Origin of the sequence: Buttiauxella sp. JUb87, from assembly GCF_004361975.1 — a bacterium.
GTDB lineage: Bacteria > Pseudomonadota > Gammaproteobacteria > Enterobacterales > Enterobacteriaceae > Buttiauxella > Buttiauxella ferragutiae.
This window is the reverse complement of record NZ_SNVY01000004.1, coordinates 158,776-176,401: the sequence shown is the minus strand read 5'-3', so window position 1 is coordinate 176,401 and position 17,626 is coordinate 158,776. Positions and strand designations below refer to the sequence as shown.

The following is a 17,626-nucleotide window of genomic DNA, read 5'->3' as shown; positions in this document are numbered from 1 at the left end:
CGTTATTTGGGCGAATGCCCGCAAAATAGCGTAAAATCGTGGTATGACCTGCCGGGATTTAGTTGCATCTTTTTCAACATTTTATACACTACGAAAACCATCGCGAAAGCGAGTTTTGATAGGAAATTTAAGAGTATGAGCACTATCGAAGAACGCGTTAAGAAAATTATTGGCGAACAACTGGGCGTTAAGCAGGAAGAAGTTATCAACTCCGCTTCCTTCGTAGAGGACCTGGGCGCTGATTCTCTTGACACCGTTGAGCTGGTAATGGCTCTGGAAGAAGAGTTTGATACTGAGATTCCGGACGAAGAAGCTGAGAAAATCACCACTGTTCAGGCTGCCATTGATTACATCAACGGTCACCAGGCGTAAGTGAACATCTCCAGGCGGTCATTCGACCGCCTGAGTTTTATCTAATTGTCCCACTAGTATTATTTTTTCCCTCCCTGGAGGACAAACGTGTCTAAGCGTCGTGTAGTTGTGACCGGACTGGGCATGTTGTCTCCTGTCGGCAATACCGTAGAGTCTAGCTGGAAAGCTCTCCTTGCCGGTCAGAGTGGCATCAGCCTAATCGACCATTTCGATACTACCGCCTATGCAACGAAATTTGCTGGCTTAGTAAAGGATTTTAACTGTGACGACATCATTTCGCGCAAAGAACAGCGCAAAATGGATGCCTTCATTCAATATGGAATTGTTGCTGGCCACCAGGCCATGCTGGATTCTGGTCTGGAAGTAACAGAAGAGAATGCAATCCGTATCGGTGCCGCAATTGGTTCTGGTATTGGTGGTCTGGGTCTTATCGAAGAGAACCACTCCTCGTTGGTCAACGGTGGTCCACGTAAGATCAGCCCATTCTTTGTACCATCCACTATTGTGAATATGGTAGCAGGTCATTTGACCATTATGTTTGGCCTGCGCGGCCCAAGCATTTCCATTGCTACAGCTTGTACTTCTGGTGTGCATAACATCGGTCAGGCAGCACGTATGATCGCTTACGGCGATGCAGACGCTATGCTGGCAGGTGGCGCAGAGAAGGCGAGTACTCCGCTGGGCGTGGGTGGCTTTGGTGCGGCACGTGCACTTTCTACCCGTAACGAAAACCCACAAGCGGCAAGCCGTCCGTGGGATAAAGACCGTGATGGTTTTGTACTGGGTGATGGCGCAGGCATGATGGTACTCGAAGAGTACGAACATGCTAAGAAACGTGGCGCGAAAATCTATGCAGAAGTCGTTGGTTTTGGTATGAGCAGCGATGCTTATCACATGACTTCTCCGCCGGAGTCAGGTGCAGGTGCTGCACTGGCGATGGAAAATGCTCTGCGTGATGCAGGTATTACCCCTGGTATGGTGGGCTATGTGAATGCGCATGGCACTTCAACGCCAGCTGGCGATAAAGCTGAAACACAAGCGGTTAAGACTATTTTTGGTGAAGATGCCAGGCGTGTTCTGGTGAGCTCAACTAAGTCTATGACCGGTCACCTGTTAGGTGCTGCAGGGGCTGTAGAGTCAATCTACTCCGTCCTCGCACTGCGCGATCAGGCGATTCCACCAACAATTAACCTTGATAACCCTGACGAAGGTTGCGATTTGGACTTTGTTCCTCATGTTGCTCGCCAGGTGAAAGGGATGGAATACACTCTGTGTAATTCATTCGGGTTTGGTGGTACCAACGGCTCATTGATCTTTAAAAAGATCTAAGTCGTTACTTATAAAGGGCTCGCTTGCGGGCCCTTTATACATCTGAAATGTCCCCTCTTGCTGCAAACCCTTCGCACTGGCACTCTTAACTCACAGAACATTGAGGAGTTGTAATGTATTTAATCAATGGTGAGTTAACGGAAAGTCTGGCGGCGAACGATCGCGCTGTGCAGTTTGGTGATGGCTGCTTCACCACGGCGCGTGCTTGCAACGGCAGCATTCGTTTTTTAGAACAACACCTCGCTCGATTGCAGCAAGCCTGTGAAAAACTCCTGATTCCATTTGTCGATTGGTCACTGCTGGAAAATGAAATGCAGCAAATGGCGGCGGTTGAACAACAAGCCGTGTTGAAGGTGATCATTACCAGAGGCAGCGGTGGGCGTGGTTATAGCGCCGCAAATTGCGTGCAGCCGACTCGCTTATTGTCGGTTTCTGCTTACCCTGCTTTTTATCCTCAGTGGCGCGCACACGGTATCTCCCTGGCGCTTAGCCCAATTCGGATGGGTATCAACCCACATCTCGCCGGAATTAAACACCTGAATCGGCTCGAACAAGTAATGATTCGTACGCATCTTGAACAGATGCCAGCCCAGGAGGCGCTGGTTCTTGACAGCGATGGGTGGCTTACGGAATGCTGTGCCGCAAATTTATTCTGGCGTAAAGGAACACAGGTATTTACGCCGTATGTAGATAAATCTGGTGTGAACGGCACCATGCGTCAGCATATTATCGCCTGTCTGGCTGATTCATCATGGCAGGTGACTGAAGTGCGCGAAAGATTAGACAGCCTGGCGACGGCTGATGAAGTGCTAATTTGTAACGCATTGATGCCGATTATCCCTGTGAACCAGGCTGAATCCTGGCGATATAAATCGCATGAGCTTTATCAATTTTTAGCACCACTTTGTGAGTAACCAATTATCAATGAAAAAGATGCTACGTTTCTTCCTGCTGTTGTTAGTGGTGCTTGGCGTGGCGGCAGGTGTTGGCTTATATAAAGTCCGTCAACTCGCCGACAGCCATCTGACCATCAAGCAAGACACCATATTTATGCTCAAGCCGGGCACGGGTCGCCTGGCGTTGGGTAAGCAGTTATATGAAGAAAAATTACTGAATCGCCCACGAGTATTCCAGTGGCTGTTAAAAGTTGAGCCAGACCTCGCTAAATTTAAAGCGGGCACTTATCGCTTTACCCCGCAAATGACGGTTCGAGATATGCTCAAACTGTTAGCCAGTGGCAAAGAAGCTCAATTTCCTATTCGATTTGTCGAAGGGACTCGTTTAAGTGACTGGCTAAAACAATTGCGCGAAGCACCGTTCATTCAGCACACCCTTAAAGACGATAACTACGCCACCGTTGCCGAAGCTTTAAAGCTTGAGCATCCAGATTGGGTTGAAGGGTGGTTCTTCCCCGATACCTGGCTTTACACTGCTAACACCACCGATATTGCGCTGTTAAAACGCGCCCATGAGCGCATGGTCAAAGCCGTTCAGACTGCATGGGATGGCAAAAAAGACGGATTGCCGTACAAAACGCAAAACGATTTGGTCACCATGGCCTCGATAATCGAGAAAGAAACCGCTGTGGCAGCAGAAAGAGATCAAGTCGCCTCGGTGTTCATCAACCGTTTACGCATCGGCATGCGTTTGCAAACCGACCCAACGGTAATTTACGGTATGGGTGAGAGCTATAATGGTAAGCTGTCGCGCAAAGATCTGGAAACGCCGACGCCATATAACACCTATGTGATTAGTGGCATGCCGCCAGGCCCAATCGCGATTCCTGGTAACGCTTCGTTGCAAGCCGCGGCAAACCCCGCGAAAACACCGTATCTCTATTTTGTCGCTGATGGAAAGGGCGGTCATACATTTAATACCAACCTTGCAGGCCATAATCAGGCTGTGCAGGTGTATCTCAAAGCACTGAAGGACAAGAATGGTCAGTAAATTTATCGTCATCGAAGGGCTCGAAGGGGCAGGGAAAACTAACGCACATAATGTGGTGGTTGCGACTTTAAAAGAGCTGGGGGTGACCGATCTGGTCTTCACGCGTGAACCCGGCGGCACGCCTCTTGCGGAAAGATTGCGTGAGTTGACGCTGAACAACAAAGGTATCGGCGATGAGATCGTAACGGATAAAGCTGAAGTGTTGATGTTCTACGCAGCACGCGTACAGCTTGTTGAAACGGTCATCAAACCGGCGCTGTCACGCGGCGCGTGGGTAATTGGCGACCGTCATGACCTCTCGACGCAAGCATATCAGGGCGGTGGCCGTTGTATTGACCAGCAATTACTGATGGCACTGCGTAATACCGTGCTGGGTGATTTTTATCCTGATCTGACCATTTATCTTGATGTCACGCCGGAAGTTGGCCTGACTCGCGCCCGTGCGCGTGGTGAACTGGATCGCATCGAACAGGAGTCTATCGACTTCTTTAACCGCACCCGCGCCCGTTATCTGGAACTCGCTGCAAGCGACAGCCGTATCCGTACCATTGATGCGACACAAACCCTGGATAAAGTTTCACTAGACGTGCGTAACGCCGTGCTTGAGTGGGCTAAGGGGCTGGCGTAATGAAATGGTATCCATGGTTACGCGCGCCGTTTGAGCAAATCCTCAGCCAGTATCAGGCTGGGCGCGGGCACCATGCACTGTTGTTACATTCATTGTCTGGCATGGGGGACGACGCATTAATCTACGCTCTCACACGCTGGTTGATGTGCCAGAAACCGCAAGGAACGAAAAGCTGTGGCCAGTGCCGCAGTTGCCAGTTGATGCAGGCGGGAACACATCCTGACAGCTACGTGGTCGCGCCAGAAAAGGGCAAATCCAGTCTTGGCATTGATGCTATTCGTGAAATAACTGAAAAGCTTTACAGCCACGCTCAGCAGGGTGGAGCAAAAGTGGTCTGGCTGGAAGATGCCGGTTTACTTACCGAGGCGGCGGCCAATGCGTTGTTGAAAACACTCGAAGAACCGCCATCCAATACCTGGTTCTTTCTGGGGTGCCGTGAACCTGCGCGTTTACCCGCCACACTGCGTAGTCGCTGCCTGTACTGGTATCTGACTCCCCCAGACGAAAACTTTGCTCTCGCCTGGCTGGCCCGGGAAATCACGCTGGATAACGCGCAGCTGCGCGCCGCATTGCGCCTGAGTTCTGGCGCTCCCGCCGGTGCGCTGGCTCTGTTGCAACCTGAGCAGTGGAAGCACCGCCAGACACTGTGCCAGAAACTCAACGAAGCTTGCGCCACAAAGAACATGCTGGCGTTATTGCCTGCTTTGAACAGTGATGATGCGACCGTTCGCGTCCATTGGTTATGCTCACTGTTGGTTGATGCACTAAAATGGCAGCAGGGTGCTACGCCGTGGTTGACCAATGATGATCAACATACATTGGTGGCAAATATTGCCAACAGCGCAAGCCCCGCGATGCTACAAGCTATTTTGCATAGCTGGTTTTCCTGCCGCGAAGCATTGCTGAGTGTCGTAGGTGTGAACCGCGAATTATTACTGACTGAACAATTGCTCACCTGGGAGCGTTTAATGCAACCAGGTGCTGTCCTTCCTTCCTTCCATCTTTAAGAGTATCTGTATGTTCCTGGTTGACTCACATTGCCATCTTGATGGCCTGGATTATCAATCCCTGCATAAAAGCGTCGATGACGTCCTGGAAAAAGCGGCGGCACGTGATGTGAAATTCTGCCTTGCGGTTGCCACTACGCTCGACGGTTATCGCAATATGCGCCAATTAGTTGGTGAGCGTCAGAATGTCGCTTATTCATGCGGTGTACACCCGCTGAATCAGGACGAAGAATATGACGTCGAGGAACTTCGCCGCCTGGCCGCCGATCCTGGCGTCGTCGCGCTGGGGGAAACGGGATTAGATTACTTCTATACCCCGGAAACCAAACCCCGCCAGCAGGAATCTTTCCGCCATCATATCCAGATTGGTCGTGAACTTAACAAACCGGTGATTGTTCATACCCGAGATGCACGCGCCGATACCCTGGCCATTCTGCATGAAGAGAAAGTGACAGACTGCGGTGGGGTACTACACTGTTTTACAGAAGACAGAGAAACTGCTGCAAAATTGCTCGATATGGGTTTTTACATCTCTTTCTCCGGTATTGTGACTTTCCGCAATGCCGAACAACTCAGGGAAGCGGCGCGCTATGTGCCACTGGATCGCATACTGGTGGAAACCGACTCACCTTATCTTGCTCCGGTGCCGCATCGTGGTAAGGAAAACCAACCGGCAATGACGCGTGATGTGGCGGAATATATGGCGGTACTGAAAGGTGTTTCACTTGAGGAATTGGCCGTTGTGACGACAAAAAACTTCGCCACTTTGTTCCATATTCCTGACTCCCGCCTGCAATCCGTTTGATAAGTCTAAGTTATTTTAAAGCTCGTAATTAATGATCGAAGCGAGTACAGTGCACCACCCCAAAAAAGGTGGTGCAGACTCTTTTTGTAACGTTTAGAAACGTGTTTTGTAAATTAATGAAAGTTTTTCATATGGCTTTTAGAGAAACGTGATAGCCGTCAAACAAAAAATCTTCGATTTATTTTACTCTGCGTAATAAATCAAAGGGCACTTAAGATGCCTGTATATGGACCGGATCTCCCCCCAGTCCGATGCGCATAACGCGTAAAAAAAGCACAAATACTCAGGAGCACTCTCAATATGTTTAAGAATGCATTTGCTAACCTGCAAAAGGTGGGTAAATCGCTGATGCTGCCAGTATCCGTACTGCCAATCGCAGGTATCCTGCTGGGCGTCGGTTCTGCAAACTTCAGCTGGCTGCCAGCAGTCGTTTCTCATGTAATGGCGGAAGCGGGCGGTTCAGTATTCGCCAATATGCCGCTGATTTTTGCTATCGGTGTGGCATTAGGCTTCACGAATAACGATGGCGTTTCTGCATTAGCCTCTGTGGTTGCATACGGCATCATGGTTAAGACCATGGCGGTTGTTGCACCTTTGGTTCTGCATATTCCTGCTGAAGAGATCGCGGCAAAACACCTGGCTGATACCGGTGTTCTGGGCGGTATCATCTCTGGTGCCATTGCAGCCTACATGTTTAACCGTTTCTACCGCATCAAGTTGCCAGAATACCTGGGCTTCTTCGCGGGTAAACGTTTCGTACCGATCATCTCCGGTCTGGCTGCGATCTTCATGGGTGTTGTGCTGTCCTTCATCTGGCCTCCAATCGGTACGGCTATTCAGACCTTCTCTCAGTGGGCTGCTTACCAGAACCCGGTTGTGGCATTCGGCATCTACGGTTTCGTAGAGCGCTGCCTGGTACCATTCGGTCTGCACCACATCTGGAACGTTCCATTCCAGATGCAAATTGGTGAATACACCAACGCTGCAGGTCAGGTCTTCCACGGCGATATCCCACGTTACATGGCAGGTGACCCAACTGCGGGCAAACTGTCTGGTGGCTTCCTGTTTAAAATGTACGGTCTGCCTGCTGCGGCTATCGCAATCTGGCACTCAGCTAAACCTGAGAACCGTGCAAAAGTCGGCGGTATCATGATCTCCGCTGCGTTGACCTCGTTCCTGACCGGTATTACCGAGCCAATCGAGTTCTCCTTCATGTTCGTTGCTCCAATCCTGTACATCATCCACGCGGTGTTGGCAGGCCTGGCATTCCCAATCTGTATCCTTCTGGGTATGCGTGACGGGACTTCCTTCTCTCACGGTCTGATTGACTTCATCGTGCTGAGCGGTAACAGCAGCAAATTGTGGTTGTTCCCAATTGTTGGCCTGTGCTACGCGGCGATTTACTACACCGTGTTCCGTGTGCTGATTAAAGCGCTTGACCTGAAAACTCCAGGTCGTGAAGACGCAACATCTGAGACGACTACCACTTCCACAAGCGAAATGGCACCAGCTCTGGTTAGCGCTTTCGGCGGTAAAGAAAACATCACTAACCTGGATGCGTGTATTACCCGTCTGCGTGTTAGCGTGGCCGACATTTCTAAAGTCGACCAGGCTGGCCTGAAGAAATTGGGTGCAGCAGGTGTAGTTGTAGCTGGTTCAGGTGTTCAGGCAATCTTCGGTACTAAATCCGATAACCTGAAAACTGAAATGGATGAGTGGATCCGTAACAGCTAATAAGAAGTTGGGGAGACTGAGGGAGGCCATTGGCCTCCCTTTTTTACGTCTACAATTCACAGGTTAAGGTTGAAAGAGTAGGTGTAACTCGCTCATACTCTTGGGCTATGTCACATAAAGTTCGCCACACATGAATAAAAGGTAACGTCATGGCCGAAGAAACCATTTTCAGTAAAATTATCCGCCGGGAAATTCCGGCTGATATCGTTTATCAAGATGAGTTAGTCACTGCATTCCGTGACATATCGCCACAGGCTCCAACCCACATCCTTATCATTCCTAATGTGCTGATCCCAACGGTTAACGACGTAACTACTGAGCATGAACTGGCACTAGGGCGCATGTTGATCGCAGCAGCAAAAATTGCTGAACAAGAAGGGATTGCAGAAGACGGCTATCGTCTGATCATGAACTGCAATCGCCATGGTGGACAGGAGGTTTACCACATTCACATGCACCTGCTGGGTGGCCGTGTGCTTGGGCCGATGCTGGCGCATAAAGGATAAATTGATGAAAGCGAACTCGCTGTTAACGCTACTGGCCATCATTTTTATGGTGGGATGCAGTTCCAAACCCGCGATTCCTGTCAGCGATGATCAAACGCTGGTGATGGAAACCTCGGTGCTTGCGGCGGGGATTAGTGCTGAAAAACCTGATATTTCAAGTGATAGCGGTGCCACTGTTTCACGTAGCCAGTTGTATAATGAGCAGTCTAAACCAGTCATCATCAGCTATCGTTTTTATTGGTATGACGACAAAGGGCTGGAAATTCATCCTCTCGAGCAGCCGCGCACGATTACGATACCTGCAAAATCTAGCGTTTCGGTGTCATCCATAGCCAGTTATCCAGACGCACGTCAAGTTCGTCTATCTCTCTCTTTATAAGGGGTGAATTTTGATTAAGGGAATCCATCGTTACCTGGTAATTATCGCCGCGGCGATGATTTTATCCGGGTGTATTAACCGTGGTGAAGCTCCTGCTCCTGTGGAAGAAGTGAAGCCAGTTCCGCAGCAGCCAGTTGAACCGCCACCGACTGTTCCAACGGTGCCGACTGTGCCAACTCAGCCAGGCCCAATTGAACAGCCACAGCCGACTATTCCTGCCACACCTAAAGTTCGTAGCTACGATTGGGGCAGCGCGATGCAGCCGATGGTTGGCAAAATGTTACAAGCCGATGGCGTGACAGCCGGCGGCGTTCTGCTGGTGGATAGCGTGAACAATCACACCAATGGTTCGCTGCAAACTGGTAAAGCGACCGAAGCGCTGCACGGTGCGTTGGCAAACAACGGCAAATTTACCCTTGTGTCGCCACAACAGCTTTCGCTGGCAAAACAACAACTCGGGTTATCGCCACAAGACAGCCTGGGTTCTCGTACTAAAGCGATTGGTATTGCCCGTAACGTTGGTGCGCAATATGTGCTGTATAGCAATGCCAGTGGCAACGTGAATGCACCAACGCTGAAAATGCAGTTGATGCTGGTACAGACCGGCGAAATTATTTGGTCAGGCAGCAGTGCTGTTCAACAAACCCAATAATTCGACACTGCAAAGTGTGATTGAAAAGTATCTTCCGGCGGCTCAGGCCGCCGGTTGCTTTTCTCCTCTTGAAGGATTGAGCGGCGGGAGCCTGCATTTCACCATTGGCACGCGGGAGTATGTCGCGCGACAACAGCTTGAAACCCCGATGCCGGGTGTTTCTCTCGCCCGGCAATATCGGGCGTTAACTCGAATATCGCAAGGAATCGGGTCACGTCCAGTTTGCTTCGCGAATGGCTGGTTAATCGTCGAATGGCTGGCTGGGGAGGTAAAATCGGAACTGCCCTCACTGCATTCGCTCAATTCCTTACTGTATGATTTACATCATCAACCTTGTTTCGGCTGGCGAATCAATTTGTTGCCTTTACTGGAACACTATTGGCAAATGGCCGGGCCTGAGCGAAGAAGCCTGGCCTGGTTGCGTTGGCTTAAAAAGATGAACAAGCAGGGCGAGCCAAAACCGCTGCGCCTTGCTGCGCTGCATATGGATATTCATGCCGGTAACCTGGTGCATCAGGCGCAAAGTATCAAACTCATCGACTGGGAATACGCCGGTGATGGGGATGTGGCGCTGGAGCTGGCGGCTATTATTGCGGCCAATAATATTGATGGCGAGTCTTTGGTTCGCGCTTATGCTCAATTGAACCATATTCAGGTGGATAAATTACGCCGACAGGTCAGCCGCTGGCAACCGTGGGTTATTTTGCTGATGGCATCCTGGTATGAATGCCGCTGGCAACAAACGCAAGACAGAACATTTATAACCCTTGCAGACGAAGCATGGTGCCGTCTGCGAGCGTTTGATTAATTAAGAGAGGTTGATGTGGGTCCGGTAATGTTAGATGTGGCAGGCTTTGAGCTGGATGCCGAAGAGCGTGAAATTCTAAAGCACCCACTGGTCGGTGGGCTGATTATTTTTACCCGCAACTATCACGATCCTGAGCAACTCCGTGAGCTGGTTCGTCAAATCCGTGAAGCTTCTCACAATCGTCTGGTGGTTGCGGTTGACCAGGAAGGTGGGCGAGTTCAACGTTTCCGTGAAGGCTTTACCCGTTTGCCAGCAGCACAATCTTTTGCCGCAATACATGGCCTGGAGTTGGGTGGGAAACTGGCACAAGAAGCTGGCTGGTTGATGGCCAGCGAAATGATTGCCATGGATATCGACATCAGTTTCGCGCCAGTATTGGATATCGGCCATATCAGTGCCGCCATCGGCGAGCGTTCCTACCATGAAGAACCGCGTAAAGCGCTGGCGATGGCGACTCGCTTTATCGACGGCATGCACGCCGCAGGTATGAAAACCACCGGTAAACATTTCCCAGGCCACGGTGCGGTAACGGCTGATTCCCATAAAGAAACCCCGCGTGACCCGCGTGATGAAGCGCTGATCCGTGAACACGACATGCAGATTTTCCGCACTCTGATTACTGATAACAAACTCGACGCCATTATGCCGGCGCACGTTATCTATACCGACGTCGATCCGCTTCCGGCGAGTGGTTCTCCGCACTGGCTGAAAACCGTTTTGCGTGGTGAACTGGGCTTTAATGGCGTTATTTTCTCGGATGATTTATCGATGGAAGGCGCTGCCATCATGGGGAGCTACGCTGAACGCGGGCAAGCTTCTTTGGATGCAGGTTGCGATATGATCCTGGTCTGCAATAATCGTAATGGTGCGGTTAGCGTGTTAGATAACCTGTCTCCGGTCAAAGCAGAGCGTGTTACAGGTTTGTATCATAAAGGTTCATTTACCCGCCAGGAGCTGATGTCGTCAGCGCGCTGGAAGCAAGCAAACCAGCAACTTGAGGCGCTGCATGAGCAGTGGGAAGCCCACAAGGCGGGTCTTTAACTCATCAGGCCAAATGGCCTGAATTCGTGTGGTGAGGATGCAATGATTATCTATTTACACGGTTTCGACTCTAATAGTCCTGGTAACCATGAAAAGGTGCTGCAACTCCAGTTTATCGATCCGGACGTCCGCCTTATCAGTTACAGCACGCGGCATCCGAAACACGATATGCAGCATCTGCTCAAAGAAGTAGACAAAATGTTGCAACTCAGTGTCGATGAGCGGCCACTGATTTGCGGTGTCGGGCTTGGCGGTTTCTGGGCCGAGCGTATTGGTTTCTTGTGTGATATTCGCCAGGTGATTTTTAACCCAAATCTGTTCCCGCAAGAGAATATGGAAGGGAAAATCGACCGTCCTGAGGAATACACCGATATTGCCACCAAGTGCGTGCAGAATTTCCGCGAGAAAAACCGTGACCGTTGCCTGGCCATTTTGTCGCGTAATGACGAAGCGCTGGATAACGCACGAGCCGCAGAACTGCTGCACCATTACTATGAGATCGTATGGGATCAGGAACAGACCCATAAATTCAAAAATATCTCACCACATTTGCAGCGGATTAAAGCGTTCAAGACTCTCGGCTAGCCGCGGGCTAAATAAGCAAAAAGTGAAAGGGTCAGCCAGGTGCTGGCCCTTTTTGTTTATCTTTTCGGCATAAAAATTTGACGCACATCAATTTTGGTATGACCAATACACCATCCATGTTATTCTTTGGTCATATTCGTGAGTTTGTTTAGCTAACTTGTTGTTAATTAAATGTTATTTACATAACCTTTAATTAACAATTGGTTAATATTTTAAGGGGGTCACTTTGACTACGCCATTAAGAAAGATTGTCATTGTCGGTGGTGGTGCTGGCGGACTTGAACTGGCCACTCAGTTAGGTAAAAAACTGGGTCGTGGTAAAAAAGCTAAGGTTACGCTTATCGACCGTAACCACAGCCATTTATGGAAACCGCTGCTGCACGAAGTGGCAACCGGTTCACTGGACGAAGGTGTAGACGCGCTGAGCTATCTGGCACATGCTCGTAACCATCATTTCCAGTTCCAGCTCGGTTCCGTGGTCGACATTAACCGCGAAAGCAAAACTCTGACGCTCGCAGAACTGCGTGACGACAAAGGCGAGCTGCTGGTCCCTGAACGTAAAATTCCTTATGACACGCTGGTGATAGCGTTGGGTAGTACCTCCAACGACTTCAACACCCCAGGCGTTAAAGACAACTGTATCTTCCTCGATAACCCGCATCAGGCGCGCCGTTTCCATTCCGAAATGCTGAATCTGTTCCTCAAGTATTCTGCAAACCTCGGTGCCAGCGGCAAAGTTAACATCGCTATTGTTGGCGGTGGGGCGACGGGGGTTGAGCTGTCTGCTGAGCTGCATAACGCGGTGAAACAACTGCACAGTTACGGTTATAAAGGCCTGACTAACGAAGCGCTAAACGTAACGCTGGTCGAAGCCGGTGAACGAATTCTGCCTGCATTGCCGCCACGTATTTCTGCGGCGGCACACAGCGAGCTGACCAAACTGGGCGTGCGTGTTCTGACGCAAACCATGGTGACTTCCGCAGACGCGGGCGGCCTGAATACCAAAGACGGCGAATACATCGCAGCGGATTTGATGGTCTGGGCGGCAGGGATTAAAGCACCAGACTTTATGAAAGATATCGGTGGCCTTGAAACTAACCGTATCAATCAGTTAGTGACTGAGCCTACGCTGCAAACCACGCGTGACCCTGATATTTACGCGATTGGCGACTGTGCTTCATGTGCGCGCCCTGAAGGTGGCTTTGTGCCGCCACGTGCGCAAGCGGCGCACCAGATGGCGTCACTGGTTTTAACCAACATTCTTGCGCAGATGAAAGATAAGCCTCTGAAATCTTACATCTATAAAGACCACGGTTCGCTGGTGTCGCTGTCTAAGTTTTCCACCGTTGGCAGCCTGATGGGTAACCTGATGCGTGGCTCGATGATGGTAGAAGGGCGCATGGCGCGTTTCGTCTATATCTCGCTGTACCGTATGCACCAGGTTGCACTTCATGGTTACTTCAAAACCGGCCTGATGATGCTGGTGGGTAGCATCAACCGCGTGATCCGTCCGCGTCTGAAACTGCACTAATCGTCTGGCCAGCATGAAATTCAAACCCGACCACGCGTCGGGTTTTTCTTGCTTAGGAATTCTCTCAAACAGCTGTTTTCTCCGTAAGAATCTGCGTTTTTCATCCGTTGTCTGATTTGCCTGGTCCTACTCTGGTTGCAAAATTGTAAGCAATAGCAAAGTCAGGAGGATGTCCTGTGAATAAATCAATGTTAGCGGGTATAGGTATCGGTGTGGCCGCAGCACTGGGTGTGGCGGCGGTTGCCAGCATGAACGTTTTCGACCGTGGTCCTCAGTTCGCACAGGTGGTGTCAGCGACACCTATTAAGGAAACGGTAAAAACGCCACGTAAAGAGTGCCAGAACGTCGCGGTGACTCATCGCCGACCGGTACAAGATGAAAACCGTATCATCGGTTCAGCACTGGGTGCGGTTGCCGGTGGCGTGATTGGTCATCAGTTTGGCGGCGGACGCGGTAAAGATGTTGCCACAGTGGTGGGCGCATTAGGTGGGGGTTACGCAGGTAACCAGGTGCAAGGCAATATGCAGGACCGCGACACCTACACCACGACACAGCAAAAATGTAAAACCGTGTACGAGAAGTCAGAAAAAATGCTCGGTTATGACGTCACATACCGCATCGGCGATCAGCAAGGGAAAATCCGCATGGATAAAGACCCTGGCAACCAGATCCCGCTGGATAACAATGGCCAGTTGGTTTTGACTAAAATCTAACCGATAACATGCCGGTATCATAGGGTGGATAAGCGATAGCGTCATCCACCAAAAAATGTAAACCCATCTGCAAAGATGGGTTTTTTGTTAATGGCGGCCACGTAACTGCTGCTGTAATTCCAGCAGCGCCGTCACTTCGGCTATCCGTCGCTGAGTGTAAGCAGGGATCTCCTCGGGTAAGCGTAAAAACAGCCTGTTCTCACCAAACACAACGTCATGTAAACAACGGTCATATAACGGCCCTGCAAGGGTTTGACGCCTGGTTTCGTGCTCAGTCGTCCGTTCAATCACTTCATTCTGGCCTTCACGGTCGATATTGATGACTCGCCCATCATGCAGATAGATACGCATGCCTTTTTGCCCACCCGCAGGGCCAGCATATTTATTAAGATGGAGAGTGAACGGAATATCGCTGAGGGTGCCGGTCAGCAGGGCTTCACCTTCTGCGGTGGTAAAATCGCTTGCTGCAATCTCATTTCCCAGACGGTCACGTGCGTAGCTCAACTCAATCTCTAACCGATGGTTACCACCTAACTGATAGAGTGTTTCGCGCATCATGGCGAGGACATGCGTGCCGATATCAACAATCACGCCGTCAGGATGACGTAGCTGGCGGGTATCCGCCTCACCGGTGGCAAAATTCAACGCGGCAGGCTCACCAGCGGCATTAAACCCACTGGGTTCCTGCAAAAAACCTTCGATGCGGCTTATTTCACTGATGTTGTGAATGCAGTCGCTAGCTTGAGTGCGAATCATCCAGTGATCCAGCGCCAGAACACGAGCGGCAGCTTGCGGTTGCTCGAGTAATGTTTCGAGTTTCTTAAGTTGCGTGAGCGTGGCGGCAACCGGCTTTTCAACGACGATTGCGGGAACACGGCTTTGCAAAACCCTTTCGAGCACGGGTAAATGATGAAGCGAAGAAGTGGTGATTAGCACCACGTCGAGCGGTTTAGCCAGCAGCGTATCAAGCGAATCACAACGGCTAATTCCCTCAAGCTGGCGCGCTGGGTCAGCGTCATAACCATAAAGTTCGAGAGCGGGAAGGGACATACGGCGTAAAGCCGGAAGATAAGCGGTTTCGATGACCGAACCTAAACCAATGATACCTGCCAACATATTCATAGTACCTATAATTAGAGTCCCTATGTTTTAAATGACTATCGATTTCGGGTCGAGTACCAATTTGTTTGTGGGCGTAAAAACAGACCGGTTTTTGACCGGCCTGTAGAAACCACCTTAGAACAGCAGAGAGTAGTTCACACCGTAAGTGCGTCCACGGCCCTTGTATTCATACAGCGATGGGCTGCCGTAAGTTGGGCTATACAGCAGTGGTGCGCGCTGGCCCCATACGGTGGTGTAATCTTTATCCAGTAAGTTTTCGATGCTGAAGCTGAGTTTACCCACGGGTAACGCATAGCTACCAATAAAGTCGATAGTGTTGTAACCGTTGATTTTATTGTCGCTGGCATCAGTCAAATCAAACGTCTGCTGGCTTTGAACACGCAGGCTCCATGGATCTGGCGCCCAGCCAACGTAGGCGGTGGCTTTCGATGGGCTGGCGTAAATCACGTCCCATTTCTGCCATTTTCCGTCAACTTTGGTTTCGGATTTCAGCACGTTGAAGTTAATCCCGGTGCTCCAGGTTGAATCCGGAATGAAGTAATCCACCGCACCTTCAACACCGTAAATACGACGCTTATCATCCTGAACATTGATGGTCATATCTGCACGGTTGATGGCGATAGATTTGTCGGACAACGAGTAATACGCCGCAATCTGGCTGCGCAGGCTATCACCGGTATAGCGCCAGCCTAACTCATAAGAATCGACCTTAATGCCCTGAAGTTTTGACTGCCCAACGTTAACGCTGTTCACGAGCTGGTAATGGCCATTAACCAGGCGGTAAGTCCCGTTGCCGTAATATTTGCCAGGATCAGGCAATTCAACGCCTTGCGAGAAGTTGAACCACGCTTGTTGGCGCTCGGTAATGTGCATCAGTAAGCCAGCATTGAATAACGCGTTGTCGTAATCGGTGCTGCCACCAGGGATGGCATCGGCCGATTTTGCGATACCGTTCGCAATACCTTGCTGCTGAGTAAACCCAACAAAGTCATCAACTTTATTCTCGGTCCACTGGTAGCGCACACCGCCGCTTACGGTAAACAGGTCGTTGATGTCATAGCTGGTTTGCAAGAACGGCGCGAGGTTAGTAATGGTGTAGCCAGGGTAGCGACCGGTGGTGTAAATGCTTTGGTTATTCAGGCCACCTGAGGCGTTCGCTTTTGCTAAATCAAAGAACATTTGGTTCGAGGTAAAGCTCTCGTGATCGGCGTCCACACCATAGGTAATCTGCCAGCCGTCGAGCGGTTGGCTGGTCATTGCCAGTTTCGCACCGTACTGATCGGTATCTTGTTGCGAGGCGGAGAAACTGGTGACTGTGTTACGTGTCAGCGTCGGGAACGGATAGAACGTCAGGGACTCATCGCGATAATAAATCTGCCCCACCAATTCCTGCCCGAGGAAATCGCTGTTGGAATATTGCAGGCTAATGAGATGGCGCTCGGTGCCAGGAATACGGTCTGAATTAAGCTGGTCACTGACATACGCCTTGCCATTGCCGGTTACCGCCGAGAAATTATTCCCTAAATCCAGGCCGTAATCATCATCACCCTGGCTTTTGTAATACTGTGTCACCAGTTGCAGCTGTTGGGTTTCATCAATATTTAATGTGCCCGTACCCATGACATCCAGACGGTCAGAATACTGCAAACCGGTCTGTGTATTGTCGAGCAGGGTTTGGTCGCCGTTGCCGTCATACCAGCCACCAAATTTTTGATACGCCACCGATAAACGCCCTGATGCATGATCGTTACCGCCAGAAATCGCGCCTGCGACGCGCTCGTCGTGATCTTTGCTACTGTTGAAACCTGATTTAATCCCGCTTTCAAATTCCAGCTGTGTTTCAGGCTGGCCTTTCTTCGTCACGATATTAATCAAGCCGCCGGTACTGCCGCCGCCATACAGTGATGTCGCACCGGAGATCACTTCAATATGCTCGATGTTAAACGGGTCAATGGAATCTAGCTGGCGGCTATCGGTACGGGACGAGTTCATGCGCACGCCATCCACTAACACCACGATAGAGCGGCCACGCATATTCATGCCGTAGTTGGTGCGGCTTTGGCTGCTGACATCCAGACCGGGAATTAACTGTGCAAGTGCGTCTTTCAGCTCCTTTCCTCCCTGAATCTGCTGTTCAAGCTCAGCGCCTTCTATGACCCAGGTGGTCTGTGCCATTTCAGCCACAGTACGGTGTGTACGGTTGGCAGAAACCAGAATGTTTTCTTCGGAAGTTTGCTGCGCGACAGCCGGAGCCATCATCGCCAGAAGCAACGGGTTAAGCACCCAGCGCGCGTTTTTATGCATCATCATCATTCCTTAGATGGAAAATATTAACATTTATAAATGTTTTGAAATAAGAACGAGCTGGATTTTGCCGATAACGGTTCTCATTATCAATCTCAATTGATAGTATTTCTCAAATTAATCTCATGAATAATCACATGATTTCTGTGGTTTACTTTTTGTG

18 protein-coding genes are annotated in these 17,626 nt (G+C 50.3%); 16 read left to right on the top strand and 2 right to left on the bottom strand.

All coding sequences use genetic code 11. From position 1 onward, the window contains the following. Window positions 1–135 precede the first annotated feature (135 nt). From acpP to EC843_RS16640, 16 genes are all read left to right on the top strand, one after another. Window positions 136–372, top strand: coding sequence for an acyl carrier protein (acpP, locus tag EC843_RS16715; protein ID WP_034456161.1), 237 nt, complete (start codon window positions 136–138; stop codon window positions 370–372). Window positions 373–459: 87 nt separating this feature from the next. Then, window positions 460–1,701: a beta-ketoacyl-ACP synthase II gene (fabF, locus tag EC843_RS16710; RefSeq protein ID WP_064547812.1), complete on the top strand. Its 1,242-nt coding sequence runs from the start codon at window positions 460–462 to the stop codon at window positions 1,699–1,701. A gap of 113 nt (window positions 1,702–1,814) precedes the next feature. Further along, the gene (gene pabC / locus EC843_RS16705) at window positions 1,815–2,615 is read left to right on the top strand and encodes an aminodeoxychorismate lyase (protein ID WP_133522661.1); all 801 of its coding nucleotides are present in this window, start codon (window positions 1,815–1,817) and stop codon (window positions 2,613–2,615) included. Window positions 2,616–2,625: 10 nt separating this feature from the next. Continuing rightward, complete coding sequence (gene yceG, locus EC843_RS16700; protein WP_133522660.1) at window positions 2,626–3,648, top strand: cell division protein YceG; 1,023 nt, start codon at window positions 2,626–2,628, stop codon at window positions 3,646–3,648. Beyond that, complete coding sequence (tmk, locus tag EC843_RS16695) at window positions 3,638–4,276, top strand: dTMP kinase (RefSeq protein ID WP_064547808.1); 639 nt, start codon at window positions 3,638–3,640, stop codon at window positions 4,274–4,276. The genes yceG and tmk overlap by 11 nt, the downstream gene beginning before the upstream one ends. Then, window positions 4,276–5,283 (top strand): DNA polymerase III subunit delta', encoded by a 1,008-nt coding sequence (holB, locus tag EC843_RS16690; RefSeq protein ID WP_064547806.1) that lies wholly within the window; start codon window positions 4,276–4,278, stop codon window positions 5,281–5,283. The genes tmk and holB overlap by 1 nt, the downstream gene beginning before the upstream one ends. Window positions 5,284–5,293: 10 nt before the next feature. Next, window positions 5,294–6,088, top strand: a complete 795-nt coding sequence (locus EC843_RS16685; protein ID WP_064547804.1) for a metal-dependent hydrolase — start codon at window positions 5,294–5,296, stop codon at window positions 6,086–6,088. 300 nt (window positions 6,089–6,388) lie between these two features. After that, a complete protein-coding gene (gene ptsG, locus EC843_RS16680; protein WP_064547802.1) occupies window positions 6,389–7,822 on the top strand; it encodes a PTS glucose transporter subunit IIBC in 1,434 nt (477 codons plus the stop codon). Window positions 7,823–7,971: 149 nt separating this feature from the next. After that, a complete protein-coding gene (gene hinT / locus EC843_RS16675) occupies window positions 7,972–8,328 on the top strand; it encodes a purine nucleoside phosphoramidase (RefSeq protein WP_064547800.1) in 357 nt (118 codons plus the stop codon). 4 nt (window positions 8,329–8,332) lie between these two features. Next, on the top strand, window positions 8,333–8,707 hold the full coding sequence (locus EC843_RS16670; RefSeq protein WP_064547798.1) for a DUF1425 domain-containing protein: 375 nt from the start codon (window positions 8,333–8,335) through the stop codon (window positions 8,705–8,707). 55 nt (window positions 8,708–8,762) lie between these two features. After that, window positions 8,763–9,359, top strand: a complete 597-nt coding sequence (gene lpoB / locus EC843_RS16665; RefSeq protein ID WP_232886550.1) for a penicillin-binding protein activator LpoB — start codon at window positions 8,763–8,765, stop codon at window positions 9,357–9,359. After that, window positions 9,337–10,167: a thiamine kinase gene (thiK, locus tag EC843_RS16660; RefSeq protein ID WP_133522659.1), complete on the top strand. Its 831-nt coding sequence runs from the start codon at window positions 9,337–9,339 to the stop codon at window positions 10,165–10,167. Before lpoB ends, thiK begins: the two co-directional genes overlap by 23 nt. A 15-nt stretch (window positions 10,168–10,182) precedes the next feature. Further along, on the top strand, window positions 10,183–11,208 hold the full coding sequence (nagZ, locus tag EC843_RS16655) for a beta-N-acetylhexosaminidase (RefSeq protein ID WP_133522658.1): 1,026 nt from the start codon (window positions 10,183–10,185) through the stop codon (window positions 11,206–11,208). A gap of 42 nt (window positions 11,209–11,250) precedes the next feature. Then, window positions 11,251–11,793, top strand: a complete 543-nt coding sequence (gene ycfP, locus EC843_RS16650; RefSeq protein WP_064547789.1) for an alpha/beta hydrolase YcfP — start codon at window positions 11,251–11,253, stop codon at window positions 11,791–11,793. A 226-nt stretch (window positions 11,794–12,019) separates the two neighbouring features. Then, window positions 12,020–13,324 carry an NAD(P)/FAD-dependent oxidoreductase gene (locus EC843_RS16645; protein ID WP_133522657.1) on the top strand — a complete coding sequence of 435 codons (1,305 nt, stop codon included), beginning with the start codon at window positions 12,020–12,022 and terminating at the stop codon, window positions 13,322–13,324. A 176-nt stretch (window positions 13,325–13,500) separates the two neighbouring features. After that, window positions 13,501–14,037, top strand: coding sequence for a glycine zipper 2TM domain-containing protein (locus EC843_RS16640; RefSeq protein ID WP_133522656.1), 537 nt, complete (start codon window positions 13,501–13,503; stop codon window positions 14,035–14,037). Window positions 14,038–14,124: 87 nt separating this feature from the next. Here EC843_RS16640 and EC843_RS16635 read toward each other — a convergent pair whose 3' ends face one another. Both EC843_RS16635 and iutA read right to left on the bottom strand, forming a co-directional pair. Next, window positions 14,125–15,153 (bottom strand): Gfo/Idh/MocA family oxidoreductase, encoded by a 1,029-nt coding sequence (locus EC843_RS16635; protein WP_133522655.1) that lies wholly within the window; start codon window positions 15,151–15,153, stop codon window positions 14,125–14,127. Window positions 15,154–15,273: 120 nt separating this feature from the next. Next, window positions 15,274–17,463: a ferric aerobactin receptor IutA gene (gene iutA / locus EC843_RS16630; RefSeq protein ID WP_064547996.1), complete on the bottom strand. Its 2,190-nt coding sequence runs from the start codon at window positions 17,461–17,463 to the stop codon at window positions 15,274–15,276. Window positions 17,464–17,626 lie beyond the last annotated feature (163 nt).

Excerpts from the sequence above, each read along its gene's own strand:
- EC843_RS16685 (WP_064547804.1), top strand. The coding sequence starts at position 5,294 with ATGTTCCTGGTTGACTCACATTGCCATCTTGATGGCCTGGATTATCAA.
- hinT (WP_064547800.1), top strand. The coding sequence starts at position 7,972 with ATGGCCGAAGAAACCATTTTCAGTAAAATTATCCGCCGGGAAATTCCG.
- EC843_RS16670 (WP_064547798.1), top strand. The coding sequence starts at position 8,333 with ATGAAAGCGAACTCGCTGTTAACGCTACTGGCCATCATTTTTATGGTG.
- iutA (WP_064547996.1), bottom strand. The coding sequence starts at position 17,463 with ATGCATAAAAACGCGCGCTGGGTGCTTAACCCGTTGCTTCTGGCGATG.
- acpP (WP_034456161.1), top strand. The coding sequence starts at position 136 with ATGAGCACTATCGAAGAACGCGTTAAGAAAATTATTGGCGAACAACTG.
- pabC (WP_133522661.1), top strand. The coding sequence starts at position 1,815 with ATGTATTTAATCAATGGTGAGTTAACGGAAAGTCTGGCGGCGAACGAT.
- ptsG (WP_064547802.1), top strand. The coding sequence starts at position 6,389 with ATGTTTAAGAATGCATTTGCTAACCTGCAAAAGGTGGGTAAATCGCTG.
- EC843_RS16635 (WP_133522655.1), bottom strand. The coding sequence starts at position 15,153 with ATGTTGGCAGGTATCATTGGTTTAGGTTCGGTCATCGAAACCGCTTAT.
- holB (WP_064547806.1), top strand. The coding sequence starts at position 4,276 with ATGAAATGGTATCCATGGTTACGCGCGCCGTTTGAGCAAATCCTCAGC.
- tmk (WP_064547808.1), top strand. The coding sequence starts at position 3,638 with ATGGTCAGTAAATTTATCGTCATCGAAGGGCTCGAAGGGGCAGGGAAA.
- ycfP (WP_064547789.1), top strand. The coding sequence starts at position 11,251 with ATGATTATCTATTTACACGGTTTCGACTCTAATAGTCCTGGTAACCAT.
- yceG (WP_133522660.1), top strand. The coding sequence starts at position 2,626 with ATGAAAAAGATGCTACGTTTCTTCCTGCTGTTGTTAGTGGTGCTTGGC.
- lpoB (WP_232886550.1), top strand. The coding sequence starts at position 8,763 with ATGATTTTATCCGGGTGTATTAACCGTGGTGAAGCTCCTGCTCCTGTG.